This window comes from Chromohalobacter nigrandesensis (genome assembly GCF_023061285.1).
Classification (GTDB): domain Bacteria; phylum Pseudomonadota; class Gammaproteobacteria; order Pseudomonadales; family Halomonadaceae; genus Chromohalobacter; species Chromohalobacter nigrandesensis.
This window is the reverse complement of record NZ_JAKGAM010000016.1, coordinates 19402-33204: the sequence shown is the minus strand read 5'-3', so window position 1 is coordinate 33204 and position 13803 is coordinate 19402. Positions and strand designations below refer to the sequence as shown.

General features: G+C 61.6%; 13 protein-coding genes. 6 read left to right on the top strand and 7 right to left on the bottom strand.

From position 1 onward, the window contains the following. Nucleotides 1–124 precede the first annotated feature (124 nt). Together glpD and L1073_RS15190 are read left to right on the top strand one after the other, a co-directional pair. Nucleotides 125–1630, top strand: a complete 1506-nt coding sequence (gene glpD, locus L1073_RS15195) for a glycerol-3-phosphate dehydrogenase (RefSeq protein ID WP_246900619.1) — start codon at nt 125–127, stop codon at nt 1628–1630. Nucleotides 1631–1760: 130 nt separating this feature from the next. Next, nucleotides 1761–2861, top strand: a complete 1101-nt coding sequence (locus L1073_RS15190) for an endonuclease/exonuclease/phosphatase family protein (RefSeq protein WP_246900617.1) — start codon at nt 1761–1763, stop codon at nt 2859–2861. Nucleotides 2862–2962: 101 nt separating this feature from the next. On the opposite strand, the gene L1073_RS15185 is transcribed toward L1073_RS15190, so the two are convergent. From L1073_RS15185 to L1073_RS15175, 3 genes are all read right to left on the bottom strand, one after another. Further along, the gene (locus tag L1073_RS15185; protein ID WP_246900616.1) at nt 2963–4342 is read right to left on the bottom strand and encodes a class II fumarate hydratase; all 1380 of its coding nucleotides are present in this window, start codon (nt 4340–4342) and stop codon (nt 2963–2965) included. A 187-nt stretch (nt 4343–4529) separates the two neighbouring features. Next, nucleotides 4530–5228: a DnaA regulatory inactivator Hda gene (gene hda / locus L1073_RS15180; protein ID WP_281506117.1), complete on the bottom strand. Its 699-nt coding sequence runs from the start codon at nt 5226–5228 to the stop codon at nt 4530–4532. After that, the gene (locus L1073_RS15175) at nt 5225–6316 is read right to left on the bottom strand and encodes an AI-2E family transporter (RefSeq protein WP_246900614.1); all 1092 of its coding nucleotides are present in this window, start codon (nt 6314–6316) and stop codon (nt 5225–5227) included. Before L1073_RS15175 ends, hda begins: the two co-directional genes overlap by 4 nt. Before the next feature lie 182 nt (nt 6317–6498). Between L1073_RS15175 and purM the strand changes: the two genes are divergently transcribed. Both purM and purN read left to right on the top strand, forming a co-directional pair. Then, complete coding sequence (gene purM / locus L1073_RS15170; protein ID WP_246900612.1) at nt 6499–7578, top strand: phosphoribosylformylglycinamidine cyclo-ligase; 1080 nt, start codon at nt 6499–6501, stop codon at nt 7576–7578. After that, entirely contained in the window at nt 7575–8312 is a 738-nt protein-coding gene (gene purN, locus L1073_RS15165) for a phosphoribosylglycinamide formyltransferase (RefSeq protein WP_246900611.1), read from the top strand. Before purM ends, purN begins: the two co-directional genes overlap by 4 nt. 138 nt (nt 8313–8450) lie before the next feature. On the opposite strand, the gene dcd is transcribed toward purN, so the two are convergent. The 4 genes from dcd to L1073_RS15145 form a co-directional block, all read right to left on the bottom strand. Continuing rightward, nucleotides 8451–9017 carry a dCTP deaminase gene (dcd, locus tag L1073_RS15160; RefSeq protein WP_246900609.1) on the bottom strand — a complete coding sequence of 189 codons (567 nt, stop codon included), beginning with the start codon at nt 9015–9017 and terminating at the stop codon, nt 8451–8453. A gap of 161 nt (nt 9018–9178) precedes the next feature. Then, on the bottom strand, nt 9179–9979 hold the full coding sequence (gene apbC, locus L1073_RS15155) for an iron-sulfur cluster carrier protein ApbC (protein ID WP_246900693.1): 801 nt from the start codon (nt 9977–9979) through the stop codon (nt 9179–9181). A 180-nt stretch (nt 9980–10159) separates the two neighbouring features. After that, on the bottom strand, nt 10160–10612 hold the full coding sequence (locus tag L1073_RS15150; RefSeq protein WP_425531593.1) for a tellurite resistance TerB family protein: 453 nt from the start codon (nt 10610–10612) through the stop codon (nt 10160–10162). 85 nt (nt 10613–10697) lie between these two features. Further along, nucleotides 10698–11411, bottom strand: a complete 714-nt coding sequence (locus L1073_RS15145; protein WP_246900607.1) for a DUF3581 family protein — start codon at nt 11409–11411, stop codon at nt 10698–10700. Between the two features lie 380 nt (nt 11412–11791). Between L1073_RS15145 and thiI the strand changes: the two genes are divergently transcribed. Together thiI and L1073_RS15135 are read left to right on the top strand one after the other, a co-directional pair. Next, entirely contained in the window at nt 11792–13282 is a 1491-nt protein-coding gene (gene thiI, locus L1073_RS15140) for a tRNA uracil 4-sulfurtransferase ThiI (protein WP_246900605.1), read from the top strand. A 32-nt stretch (nt 13283–13314) separates the two neighbouring features. Further along, complete coding sequence (locus L1073_RS15135; protein WP_246900603.1) at nt 13315–13707, top strand: gamma-glutamylcyclotransferase family protein; 393 nt, start codon at nt 13315–13317, stop codon at nt 13705–13707. The last annotated feature ends 96 nt before the right edge of the window (nt 13708–13803 follow it).

Genomic DNA, 13803 nt, shown 5'->3' with positions numbered 1-13803 from the left:
TCGCTCCGCTCACGGCGTCGCCCAGTGACGCCATGTTCGTTTCGTCGACTTGATGTTCGCTTTCGATTACGCTACTTTCATATTCGAACATTCAATTTGCGAAACCAATCTTGCGGAGCTTGCCATGAACGCCTCCCCTCGACAGGACATCCTCGACCTTTTCGTCATCGGCGGTGGCATCAATGGCACCGGCATCGCCAATGATGCTGCAGGCCGTGGTTTGCGCGTCGCCCTGAGCGAACAGCAAGACCTCGCCAGCGCGACCTCTTCGGCGAGCAGCAAGTTGATCCATGGCGGCCTACGTTACCTCGAGCATCGGGAGTTTCGTCTGGTGCGCGAGGCGCTGCACGAGCGTGAAGTGCTGTTACACAAGGCACCACATATCGTCTGGCCACTGCGCTTTATCCTGCCGCACCAGCCGCATTTGCGTCCGGCCTGGATGATCCGCACCGGCTTGTTTCTGTACGATCATCTCAGCCAGCGTGCCAGCCTTCCCGCCTCGAAGGGGTTGCGCCTTGACGTCGACAACCCGCTGAAACCGGATATCAAGCGCGGTTTTGAATATTCCGACTGTTGGGTCGATGATGCTCGGCTGGTCGTACTCAACGCCATGCAGGCACGCGAACACGGCGCCGATATCCAGGTAGGAAGCCGCTGCGTCGGGGCCCAGGAGGAAGATGGCCTCTGGCATATCACGCTGGAAGATGTCGCCACCGGCAAGCGCCGAGTACGCCACGCACGCGCCCTGGTCAACGCCGCCGGCCCTTGGGTAGAACAGGTGGTACGCGAAAATGCCCAGCGCGACTCACGATACGGCGTGCGCATGATTCAAGGCAGTCATATCGTCGTGCCACGCCTCAATACCGACGAACGCGCTTATATCCTGCAGAATCAGGATCGGCGTATCGTCTTCGTGCTGCCCTATCAGCAAGACTACAGCCTGATCGGCACCACCGATGTCCGCTACCAAGGTGATCCCGCCCAGGTCAGCGCCAGCCGCCAGGAAATCGACTATCTGCTCGACGTGGTCAATCAGCATTTTACTCAGACGCTCTCCCACGACGACATCGTCACCACCTTCTCCGGCGTGCGGCCGCTGTGCGATGACGAATCCGCCGACCCTTCGGCAATGACACGCGACTACACGCTCGATCTCGACGCCCGCGGCGCACCGTTGCTATCCGTGTTCGGAGGCAAGATCACTACGTACCGCAAGTTGGCCGAAGCTGCCCTCGAGCAACTGAAGCCCTACTTCACCGAGATGGGGTCGCCCTGGACCGCCGAGACATCGCTTCCAGGCGGTGACATTGACTCGCGGGAAGCATTCTCCATGCAACTCGTCCGCGATTATCCGTTTTTGGGAGAAGCCCGTGCGCGGCGCTTCGCATCGAGCTATGGCGCGCTATGTCTGCGCTTTCTGCACGGCGTCAGTCGCGAAGATCAACTAGGCGACGCATTCGGCGCCGGACTCACACAGGCCGAAGTCGACTATCTAGTGCGAGAGGAATGGGCCCACTCGCCGGACGACATCCTATGGCGACGCACCAAACTGGGCCTGCGTTTTACGCCCGAACAGCACCAGCGCCTGACCGCCTATCTCGAGCGTCATTGCCACAGCCATGCAGCCTGACAAGGCCATGCGATGACAGCGTCACTTGGCGCAACCGCCGTCTAGCCTGCTACTCTCAATCCTCACGCTGACCATGGACGGTAACGCCCCGGCATGGAGCCAGGGCCGGCGCCGCCGAAACGAGGCCATGATGATTGAGAATGCCGCCGAGATAGCGCTTGCCCTGCTTGCGCTCGTCGCGTTTATCGCCACTGCCATCCCGTGGCTGGATTTACGCCACTGGTGGGTTCGAGGTTTAGACTTTCCCCGCATGCAACTAGCGGCATTCGCCGTGGTGATTTTCATTGCCTTGTTGTGTGTGCTGCCATGGTCGTCACTGGGCTGGATCGGCGCTATCGCGAGTTTGGTCGTGCTCGGCGTGCAAGGTAAGCGCATTTTTCCCTGGACACCGCTGGCGGCACGCCAGGTGGTCGATGCCGAAGGCGAGGACACTTCACGTCAATTTTCGCTGCTCGTCACCAACGTTCTCACCCCCAATCGCCAGGCAGCGTCACTCACGCGCCAGATTCACGAGGTCGACCCCGACATCGTACTGACGCTGGAGTCGGACGCTTGGTGGGAAGAGCATCTCGACGAGGCGCTGAGCAAGAGCCACCCGCATACCGTCAAGATCCCCCTCGACAACCTCTACGGCATGCACCTGTATTCGCGTCTCGCGCTACATGAACCGCATGTCGAGTGGCTGATCCAGGACGATATCCCCTCGATACATGGCTGGTTCGAGCTGCCTGGTGGCGAGCGTGTGCGCTTCCATGCCGTACACCCACGACCACCGGCACCCGGCGAAAGCGATGAATCGCTATGGCGCGATGCCGAGCTGCTGCTAATCGGCCAGACGGTTCGTGACTCGGATCAACCCACCCTGGTCGCCGGCGATCTCAACGATGTGGCCTGGTCGAAGACGACCCGTCTGTTCTGTCGTATCAGCGGCATGCTTGATCCACGCCGAGGACGCGGCCTTTACAGCACCTTTCACGCCAAGCATCGCTGGCTACGCTGGCCGCTGGATCACGTCTTCGTCAGCGAGCACTTCACCCTGGTTGCACTACGCCGCCTCTCGGCGTTCGGCTCCGACCACTTCCCGATTCTCGCGACCTTCCGTTATCGACCGGCACGCGCCGATGAAAACGATAGCCCGGACGCGGATCGCGAAGAGCGACAGGACGCCGAGGAAACCATCGAGGAAGCTCAGGATCGGCGTGGCGAGGAGCCCGTCAAGAGCGACGAGTAAGCCCATCGCTGACAATAGCCGAGACTGCAAAATGCGATGCGTTAAACGAATTGGGCGCCCGTAAAGGCGCCCAAAAAAGACAACATCTGCCGTTTTTCACATCACTCGGGGATACCGCCTTGTGTCAGCTGCGTGGGATCGAGCAGTCGCTCGAGTTCCTCGCGGGACAACTCGGTTTCCTCTTCGGCTACATCGATAATCGGCCGGCCTGCCTGATAAGCCTTCTTGGCGACCTGGGCCGCCGCGTTGTAACCGATGACCGAGTTGAGCGCAGTCACCAGAATGGGATTGCGCGACAACGGCGCCTCGATATTGTCGCGACGCACATTGAAGGTAGCGATGGCACGATCCGCCAGTAGCGTACTGGCGCTGGACATCAGACGAATCGAGGTCAGCAGGTTCGAGGCAATCAGCGGCAACATGACATTGAGCTGGAAGTTGCCGCTCTGCCCCGCCACCGTGATCGCGCTATCCAGCCCGATGACCTGCGCTGCGGTCTGTGCCGCCGCCTCGGGAATCACCGGATTGACCTTGCCCGGCATGATCGAGCTGCCTGGCTGCAAGGCTTCGAGCTCGATCTCGCCCAGCCCGGCCAAGGGACCCGAATTCATCCAGCGCAGATCATTGCTGATTTTCATCACCGCACAGGCATAGGTACGTAGCTGACCGGACAGCTCGACGGCGGCATCCTGCGAGCCAAGGCTGGCGAAAAAGCTATCGTTGGGGCGCAGGTGGAGCCCGGTCTGCTCACCGAGTGCCTTGGCAACCCGCTCGGCGAACTCGGGATGGGCATTGATCCCCGTACCCACCGCCGTGCCGCCGAGCGCCAGACGCGTCAGCCGCTGCTGGGTGCCTTCCAGGCGTTCGATGGCCTGAGCGACCTGGTTGGACCAGCCGCCGAGTTCCTGACTCATGCGCACCGGCATGGCATCCATCAGGTGGGTACGCCCCGTCTTGACGACATCGTCCACCTCGTGCGCCTTGGCGTCGATGGCCGACTGCAGGTGGCGCAGGCCGGGGAGCAGTGCGTTCTCGACCTCCAGCGCCGCCGACAGATGCAAAGCCGTGGGAATCACGTCATTGCTCGACTGCCCCATATTGACATGGTCGTTGGGGCCAACCTCGGTGCCGCTCTCGCTGGCGAGATGCGCAATCACCTCGTTGACGTTCATGTTGGTCGAGGTACCCGATCCCGTCTGGAAGACGTCGATCGGAAACTGGCCGCCATGCTCGCCATCGACGAGACGCTGGGCCGCATTGATGATCGCCTCCGCGCGCTGGGCGTCGAGCAGACCGAGATCGCGATTGACATTGGCTGCCGCCAGCTTGACCCGTGCCACGGCCTGAATGAAGGCGGGGGGCATGGGCTGCCCACTGACGGGAAAATTGTTGATGGCACGCTGGGTCTGGGCACCATAGAGTGCGTCTGCGGGGACCTCGAGTTCCCCCATGCTGTCGCGTTCAATGCGTGTCTCGCTCATCACACTCTCCTGATCGGTTGAGACCACCGTGCGCGGGCCCCATCATGGCGATGCCCGTCGCTATCGACGATCATGACGGTCGCCCTCTGGCGCACACGAGCCCGGCGGCTATTAATGTCAAATTGTGCTGCCAATGGCGCCTTTCAAGGCATCGTCATAACATGCAACGAGACCCCCAATAGAAGCGCTACCAGCCCAGCGCCTGCTTGACGAAAGGAATGGTCAGCTTGCGCTGAGCGGAAAGCGAGGCGTGGTCGAGACGAGCAAGCGCATCGAATAGCGCGGAAAGTTGTCGCGGGCCACGATGCAGAATATAGCGTGCGACTTCGTCGGGGAGCTGCATGCCGCGTACCCGCGCGCGCAACTGCAACGCCTCGAAGCGTCCGCTATCGTCCAGCGACTGAACATGAAAGGTAACCCCCCAACTCAAGCGCGAGGCGAGATCGGGCAGCACGGTGGGCAACTGGCGCGGTGCGGCCTCGGCGGCGATCACCAGGCGCTTATTGGCATCGCGCATGCGGTTGAAGAAATGAAACAGACCCTCTTCCCAACGCTTGCGCCCGAGAACCGTAGTAAGATCGTCGATCGCCACCAGATCGAGGCGCTCGAGATCCTCGAGCATATGCGGCGGGAAATGACCAAGATCTCGCAGCGGAAGATACAAGGCACTATCTCCCCGATCACCGGCTTCGTGGCAAGCCGCCTGGAGTAGATGGCTGCGCCCACTGCCTGGCGCCCCCCAAAGGAATAGAAACGGCTCGCCATTCGCGTCGAGCTGACCGCGCAAGCGCTCGAGCAGCAGAGCATTGCCCGGTGCATGGAAGTTGGCAAACGTTGCATCGTCACTCAGCCCCACTCCCAGTGGTAACTGCGCGGGCCCGGTCATGATCTTTCCTCATCGCCTTCTTGCGAGGCGCCAGCGTGGCGGGAAGTATCGTATAAGCGACTGTTTTTATAGCGCTCATGAAGGTAACGCAATACTACCATGACGACAGCGGCGACCGGCAACGCCAGTAGAATACCGGTGAAACCGAAAAGCTGCCCACCCGAGAGCACAGCGAAAATAACCGCGATGGGATGAAGGCCGATCTTGTCGCCGAGCAATACCGGTTGCAACACGGTGCTTTCGACCAGTTGACCGATGCCGAAGACCACAGCCACGCCGAGTAGCGGCAGCCATTCGCCAAACTGAAAGAACGCTACCAATGCCGCCACGCTGATGCCGACGATCACCCCCAGATAGGGGACGATACTCGCCAGCCCTGCCACCAGGCCGATCAAAAGGCCAAAACGCAAGCCCAGCAGGCTCAGCCCCGTCGCATAGATCACCGCCAGGCTGAGCATCACCAACAACTGCCCGCGCAGAAAGGCTGACAGCACCTCGTCGCATTCATGGCTGAGGCGCGTGATCGTCGGCTCGACGTGACGCGGTAGCAAATCGCGCAGGCGTGCCTTGAGCCGATCCCAGTCGAGAAGAAAGTAAAAGGTCGTCACGGGAATCAACGCCAGGTTGCCCATCCACACGGCGAATGCCATGCCAGACTTGGACGCCTGAGCCAAAACCGCCGCCGCCACCGTGCCGGTCTCGCGCCAGTTGTCCATCAAAGTGCTGCGCAACTGATCGAAATCGGCGCTGAGATCCACGCCCGTGACGGCCTGAACCTCCGGTAGGACTACTGACTGCACCCAGTTGAAGATCGCCGGGAAGGATTCGACCAACTGCGCCAACTGGCGCCCCAGCAAGGGAATCAGAATCAGGCACGCCAAGACCATCGATAGCGCCAGCACGAGGAATACCACGCTCACCGAGAGCCGACGCGACAAACCGCGCGTTTCCAACCAGTCGGTCACCGGATCGCCTAGATAAGCCAATATCATGCCGACGAAAAACGGCATCAAGATGGGCTCCAGCAAGACGAGCAACCAGATCAATCCCGCCGCGCTCAGAAGGCCCCACACTTGTATGCGTGTCATTGCGATACATATCTCCCAGCTCTTTTGATTTCGATTCTACACGCCTGCGCGGGCAATGCGCCTCCCGTGGGGCAATGCTATAATGCGGCCTTCCCTTATACCGCCCTGGCCTCGGGCGCCAGGCGGCGCCATCGGCTTCGCCCGATCGCCCTGCGATCGGCACACTGTTGACAGGAATGCCCATGACTCGCAGTTCGGATACGCCCACCTCTACCCGCGAATCCCTCAGTTACAAGGATGCCGGCGTGGACATCGACGCCGGCAACGCGCTCGTCGAACGCATCAAGGGAGTCGCCAAGCGTACCTCCCGCCCCGAAGTAATGGGCGGCCTGGGCGGCTTCGGCGCGCTGTGCCAATTGCCCAGCGGCTACCGCGAGCCGGTACTGGTCTCCGGTACCGACGGCGTCGGCACCAAGCTTCGTCTGGCCATGGACCTCGAGCGCCATGACACCATCGGCATCGACCTGGTCGCCATGTGCGTCAACGACCTGGTCGTCGCCGGCGCCGAGCCATTGTTCTTTCTCGACTACTATGCCACCGGCAAACTGGATGTCGAGATCGCCGCCGACGTCGTCACCGGCATCGGTGAAGGCTGCGCCCAGGCGGGCTGCGCATTGATCGGCGGCGAGACCGCCGAGATGCCCGGCATGTACGCGGGCAACGACTATGATCTGGCCGGCTTCTGCGTCGGCGTGGTCGAGAAATCCGAGATCCTCGATGGCAGCCGTGTCGCCGAGGGCGATGTGCTGCTGGGTCTGGCCGCCTCAGGCCCGCACTCCAATGGCTATTCGCTGATCCGCAAGATCCTCGACGTCAATCAAGCCAAGCTCGACACCGAGATCGACGGCGTGCCCTTGCGTGACGCTCTACTGGCGCCGACGCGCATTTACGTCAAGTCGCTGCTGTCGTTGATCAAGGACAGCGACGTGGCGGTGCACGCCCTCTCGCACATCACCGGCGGCGGCCTGCTCGAGAACGTGCCTCGCGTACTGTCCGAGACCCTCACCGCGCGTATCGACGCTTCGAGCTGGAGGCGCCCCGCGGTCTTCGACTGGCTGCAACGTGAAGGCAACGTCGACGAGCACGAGATGCATCGCGTGCTCAATTGCGGCATCGGCATGGTCGTGGTCGTGCCCGCGGCTCAGGCCGAACAGGCCCAGACCACGCTCGAAGCCGCTGGCGAAACGGTGTATCGACTCGGCGACATCGTCGCCCGCCAGGATGAGGAAGAACAAGTTCGTCTGGAGAACGTCCGTACATGAATGCCACGACTCAAGCCGACACCCCCGACAGCAACGATTTCGAAGCGGAACCCGCCGAGAAGCGTCGCGTTGTGGTGCTTATCTCCGGCAATGGCAGTAACCTGCAGGCGCTACTCGACGCGCAGCAACACGACGAATTGGGTGGCGAGATCGTTGCCGTGGTCTCCAACAAGGGTGATGCCTACGGCCTGATCCGCGCCAAGGAAGCCGGTGTCGATTCCGTGGTGCTGCCACATCGTGAATACGACGATCGTGACGCTTACGACCGCGCGTTGATCAAGGTCATCGACCGCCACACGCCGGATCTGATCGTCCTCGCGGGGTTCATGCGCATCCTCACGCCGACGTTCGTGCATCACTATGCGGGGCGCATACTCAATATCCACCCCTCTCTGCTGCCGGACTACCCGGGACTGGACACGCATGCCCGTGCCCTGGCCGATGGCGTGTCGGAACATGGCGCCAGCGTGCATTTCGTCACCGAAGAACTCGATGGCGGGCCGGTGGCCTTGCAAGCCGCGCTAAGGGTAGACCCCGATGCCGCCATCGAGCAGATGATCGAAAAAGTCCATGCCCGCGAGCACCTGATCTATCCCATCGCCGTACGCTGGTTTCTCGAAGGCCGCTTGAGCCTGGATGCGGAAGGCGCTCTGTTCGACGGCATGCCGCTACCGCCTACCGGACTGCGGATGTCGCATGAAGACGCCGCAGAAGAGCTAGACGAGGAAGGGTAGAACCCAGCTTCGGGCTTCGAGCGCCAGGTTCGGAGCGCTATGAAGAGTGGCTTCGGGCTTCGGGCTTCGGGCTTCGGGCTTCGGGCTTCGGCAGCATTTTGGCTCGCTGCTCGTGGCCCGTTGCCCGTATCTCGCTGCTTACGTCCTCGGTAGGGTGACTCCCCGCTGCCCCATGTACTTGCCGCCACGGTCCTTGTAGGAGAAATCGCAGACCTCATCGGATTCCAGAAACAACATCTGCGCTACGCCTTCATTGGCATAGATACGTGCCGGCAAGGTCGTGGTGTTGGAAAATTCGAGCGTGACGTGACCTTCCCACTCGGGCTCGAGCGGCGTGACATTGACGATGATGCCGCAACGCGCATAGGTGGACTTGCCCAGACAGATGGTCAACACGCTGCGCGGAATGCGGAAATATTCCACGGTGCGCGCCAAGGCGAAGGAGTTGGGCGGAATCACGCAGACATCACTCTTGACGTCGACGAAGCTCTTCTCGTCGAATCCCTTGGGATCGACTACCGCCGAATGAATATTGGTGAACACCTTGAATTCATCGGCACAGCGCACGTCATAGCCGTAGCTGGAGGTGCCATAGGAAATCACCCGCCGCTCGTTGACGTAGCGAACCTGATCCGCCTCGAACGGCTCGATCATGCCCTGGCCCTCGGCCATGCGCCGAATCCAATTGTCGGATTTGATGCTCATTGAAGTTTCCTGCTCAGTGTGCGCTGTCGCGATGAAATCGGGCTGTCTCCGCGAACACTCGATTCGCGAACACTCGGTCCGTGAAAACTCGGTTCGTGAAAAACGAAGGGGCCGTTATGATAACGGCCCCATCGCGTCACGCAAACGTTACGTGCAGAACGTCACTCGCCGAAGCTGATGGTCGGCGACTCGTCGGACTGCGCCTCGATGCCCTCGGCCACGGCACGCGCCACCTGACGGAACGTCTGCGCGACGTTTCCTTCCGGGTCGGCAATCACACTGGGCTTGCCGCCGTCGACCTGCTCGCGGATCGTGCCATCGAGAGGCAACTGGCCCAATAACCGCGTCTGGTACTGCTCAGCGATGCGCTCACCGCCGCCGCTACCGAAGATCGGCTCCTGGTGGCCACACTGCGAGCAGACATGCTGGCTCATGTTTTCGACGACCCCCAGCACCGGCACATTGACCTTGCGAAACATCTCGATGCCCTTCTTGGCATCGAGCAGTGCGATGTCCTGAGGCGTGGTCACGATTACCGCCCCGCTCACCGGCACTTTCTGCGCCAGGGTCAGCTGCACATCGCCGGTACCCGGCGGCATGTCGACGAACAGGTAATCGAGATCCTGCCACGCGGTCTGGTTGAGCAGTTGCTGGAAAGCTCCGGCCACCATCGGGCCACGCCAGACCATGGGCTCATTGGCATCCACCATGAACGCCATGGACATGGCCTGCAGGCCATGAGCTTCCAGCGGCTTGAAGGCATTTTCGCCCGCCGGCTGTGGCCGCACGCCCGGAGCGATTCCCAGCATCTGCGCCTGACTGGGACCATAGATATCGGCATCGAGCAGTCCCACTCGATACCCCTCGGCGGCCATCGCCAGGGCCATATTGACGGTCACGGTGGACTTGCCCACGCCCCCCTTGCCCGACGCCACGGCGACGATATGCTTCACGCCTTCGATCACAGTAACTCTCCTTTCCACGATATGCTCATCTGCGGTGCGTCAGCGAGGCTGACAGCTCGATGCGACCAGTATAACGTCCCGCGATGGCACTTACCCAAGCGTTTCAGTCAACTTTTCATCAGACGCCTTTCTGGCCTCGGCACACGGGCACTCGAGACGCAGGCCGAGCGCGATATCTCAATGCTCAGGCATGACCTCGAGCTTGGTGCGAATGAAATCGCTGTGACTGACATAAAGGAGATCGGCAAGACGCCGGACGCGGTGTTCTTCCAAGGCATCGAGCTCACCATCGGCAAAGGCCAGTTGCCACATCTGAGCTACCAGCGCCACACGATCCTCGTAGCCGTACTGGTCGCGAATCAATCTGACGAATTCATAGTGGTCGACGGCCTGTTCGACTTCGGCCTCGGCCAACGACATCAGTTCATCGACGTCGTCCGGGACGATCGTAAGACGCGTGGTCAACAGCTCCCGCAGCATGGCCCGCTCGCGTGGATCGTGTTCGTAATCGGCACGCATGATCTCGCACAACAAAGCTGCCACCGCCAATTCCAGCGTTACCTGCCGGCGCTCCGGTTGTGGGGATTCCAGCATGTTTTGAAAGAAGTGCTGAATGCCTTCGATACTCAAGGGATGCTCTCCTGTGACAATTGGTGACGCAACGTGTGACAAGCCACGCGCCCTGGGGTTGCATCTGGTATGAGTTCCACTCCGCTCAATCGGCCGTGGCGTAATGTGCCTTGAGGTTCATGAACTTCTCGACGAAAGCGTCCATCACCGGTGGGTCGTACTCTCGCAATCCGCTGACCACCAGTTTCTTGGAACCATGGCCGATGGCCGTGTCGCCGTCGGTCATCTTGAATTGCAGCAAGGCATCGCCCCGCTTGCCGCAGACATCCAGCGTCGCGCCGGCGAAGGCCACGCCGGCCTCGGCGACATCCAGCCGCGACAACGAGAAGCCCATGCTGTCGTAGATCACCAACGGCCGCTGGGGGTTGAACATCACTCCCTGCTCTTCCATCAGCGGCTTGAGATAATGCGGGAAGTTGCGACCTGAAAAGGCTACATAACGGCGCGTGAAGGCCTCGATAACCCCGGCGTCGTGGGTGATATCACCGCCGCGCTCGACCTCGAGATACACCTTGCCGTTGGCATCGACCACCTGGACGGTGTCGTCGTCGTGTTGCACGAAGTACAGCGGCACACTGTCGCCGACCATGCCCTTGAAGTGGAAGGTCATGCGCTGCGCCAGACCGAAACGCGCCATCACCAGAGCGAACAGCAGATCGCCCGGCACGCAGAAGCGGCGTGCATCCGCATCATGGATGGGATTGTAATCGCCAGCGATATACTTGGCGAAACGGCTGGCCTGCTCGGCCGTAATACATAGCCGATCATCGGTCACGGTGTGAAAGTCGTCGAGAAACATGCGCTTATCCCTGCCCATCAAGAAGCGCCCACCACGGCGCAGATCACGAACGCCCAGATGGTATCAAATTCATTGGCGCTCGGGCGCGGCCCCCGCACACATTTCTCAACATAGCGCCACCGGACGATAACATCGAGCGCTCAATCGGCATCCAACTCAAGATAATGGCGAAAAATGCCGTCTTCGTGGAATGCTTGGCGCCGGGCTGACTCCAGATAAGCGGCGATACTCAGCCAGCCGAATTGCGCGCTCGAACGTCCTCGAAATAACCCAGGTACTTGCCCAGCCACTCCTGCATCTCGAGAATCGGCGGCATGACTGGCCGCACAAGTTCCGGGTTGCTAACATGCGCGCCTTCAACAGCACTCGACACGAGACATATGCGGTATCGCGTCAAGCTTTTCCCCGAGATCATCATCAAGTCCCGCCCCGTGCGCAAGCAAATGGTGCGTTGTCTGCGCACCAACCTGCGCAACATCCTGACGCCGCTGGTCCCCGATGTGCGGATCGCCGACTGCTGGGATGCGCTGGAAGTGCGGGTCCGCCACGCCATCGACGACACCATCCGCGAGCGTCTGGAGGCGGCATTGTCGCGCGTGCCCGGCATCCACGAGGTGCTGGTGATCGAGGGACACACCTTTGTCTCCTTCGCCGATACTGCCGAACGCCTGGTGGCGCTGTGGCGGGCCCCACTGTCCGGCCGCCGGTTTCGCGTCAGTGCCAAGCGCCGCGGACAGCACGACTTCACCTCGGCGGATCTCGAACGCTACCTTGGCGGCGCGCTGCTCGACGCCAGTCCGGACGCCAAGGTGGACCTCTCCCACCCCGAGGTGAACGTCACGCTCGAGCTGCAGGACCAGCACCTGCGCCTGGTAACGCGACGCTTGCCCGGTCTGGGGGGCTATCCGCTGGGCACGCAGGGCCAGGCGCTGGCGCTCATTTCGGGTGGCTACGATTCACCGGTAGCAGCCTGGCGCTTGATCCGACGCGGGCTCAAGACGCATTACCTGTTCTTCAATCTCGGCGGACCGCAGCACGAGCAGGCGGTGCGCGAAGTCGTGCACCAGGTGTGGCAAGGCTACAGTGCCTCGCACCATGCCCACTTCATCAGTGTGCCCTTCGACGGCGTCCTCGATGAAATTCAGCGCCGTGTGCCCCCCGGCCTGGCAGGCGTCGTGCTCAAGCGCATGATGCTGCGGGCTGCCAATCGTGTCGCGGCCCGCGCGCGCATTTCGGCACTGGTCACCGGCGATGCCCTGGCGCAGGTGTCCAGTCAGAGCCTGGTCAACCTGGGGCTGATCGACGCGGTCAGCGAGCGGCCCGTCCTGCGCCCGCTCATCGCCGACGACAAGCAAACCATCATCGAGGATGCGCGCCGCATCGGCACTGCCGCCCATGCCGAGCGCTTGCCGGAGTACTGCGGCACGATCTCGCAACGCCCCAACACACGCCCCAGGCCCGAGCAGATCGACACCGCCGAGGCCGACTTCGACATGGGCGTGCTCGACGCAGCCCTCGAGGCTACCCGCCAGACGCGGGTGGATCGCCTGCTCGACACCCCCGCGCCACGCACGCTCGATGTGCCCATGATCGAGAGTGCCGAGGCGCTGCGCGAGGCCGATGACGTCACGGTGATCGACATTCGCCACCCCGATGAACGCGAAGCAGCACCGCTGAAACTGCCGCAGGGCGAACCCCTGGCGATTCCGTTCTTCGAACTCGGCGAACGCGCCGCACAGTTGTCATCGCAGCGGCGCTACGCGTTATATTGCGATCAGGGCATCATGAGCAAGATGCAGGCGCTGCGGCTTGCCGACCAGGGACTAACGAACTTCGTCGTCTATCGCGGCAACCCCCACGCCGAGCACTGAACCGTCATTCGTCGTCAATGCAGAGTCGCCCCATGCATTCACCCGTTCTCGCCATTCGTCGCACGCCGCTGGTCGCCGTGTACGGAACGCTCAAGCGGGGCCTGCGCAACCATCATTGGCTCGCAGGTGCTGAATTCATCGGCGCGGATACGCTCGATGATGTCACCCTCTACGACTTGGGGCATTGCCCCGGCGCCAAGGCGGAACCCTCCCACGGCATCGACGTCGAGCTCTACCGGGTCGATGCGCGGGGCCTACGCGATCTCGACCGGCTCGAGGATTATCGCGTGCGCGCACCGCGCAGCGGCACTTACGACCGCATCATTCATCGCACCGCCTTTGGTCCAGCCTGGCTTTATCTCTACAATCTCGATATCGCGGGATGTCCGGCCATCCGCGCCGGCGGCTGGCCAAGTACGCCCTGAGCGTTACCCTGATCGATGTGTCGCGAGCGCATCGATCGCGTCTACATCGTCTTCCGCATCACGGATGCAGCCAAGCGCCAAGCGGGCTACAATCGC

What these genes read in the sequence shown, in the direction of transcription:
- glpD (WP_246900619.1), top strand. Translation starts at nt 125, where the DNA reads ATGAACGCCTCCCCTCGACAGGACATCCTCGACCTTTTCGTCATCGGC.
- L1073_RS15190 (WP_246900617.1), top strand. Translation starts at nt 1,761, where the DNA reads ATGATTGAGAATGCCGCCGAGATAGCGCTTGCCCTGCTTGCGCTCGTC.
- L1073_RS15185 (WP_246900616.1), bottom strand. Translation starts at nt 4,342, where the DNA reads ATGAGCGAGACACGCATTGAACGCGACAGCATGGGGGAACTCGAGGTC.
- hda (WP_281506117.1), bottom strand. Translation starts at nt 5,228, where the DNA reads ATGACCGGGCCCGCGCAGTTACCACTGGGAGTGGGGCTGAGTGACGAT.
- L1073_RS15175 (WP_246900614.1), bottom strand. Translation starts at nt 6,316, where the DNA reads ATGACACGCATACAAGTGTGGGGCCTTCTGAGCGCGGCGGGATTGATC.
- purM (WP_246900612.1), top strand. Translation starts at nt 6,499, where the DNA reads ATGACTCGCAGTTCGGATACGCCCACCTCTACCCGCGAATCCCTCAGT.
- purN (WP_246900611.1), top strand. Translation starts at nt 7,575, where the DNA reads ATGAATGCCACGACTCAAGCCGACACCCCCGACAGCAACGATTTCGAA.
- dcd (WP_246900609.1), bottom strand. Translation starts at nt 9,017, where the DNA reads ATGAGCATCAAATCCGACAATTGGATTCGGCGCATGGCCGAGGGCCAG.
- L1073_RS15145 (WP_246900607.1), bottom strand. Translation starts at nt 11,411, where the DNA reads ATGTTTCTCGACGACTTTCACACCGTGACCGATGATCGGCTATGTATT.
- thiI (WP_246900605.1), top strand. Translation starts at nt 11,792, where the DNA reads ATGCGGTATCGCGTCAAGCTTTTCCCCGAGATCATCATCAAGTCCCGC.
- L1073_RS15135 (WP_246900603.1), top strand. Translation starts at nt 13,315, where the DNA reads ATGCATTCACCCGTTCTCGCCATTCGTCGCACGCCGCTGGTCGCCGTG.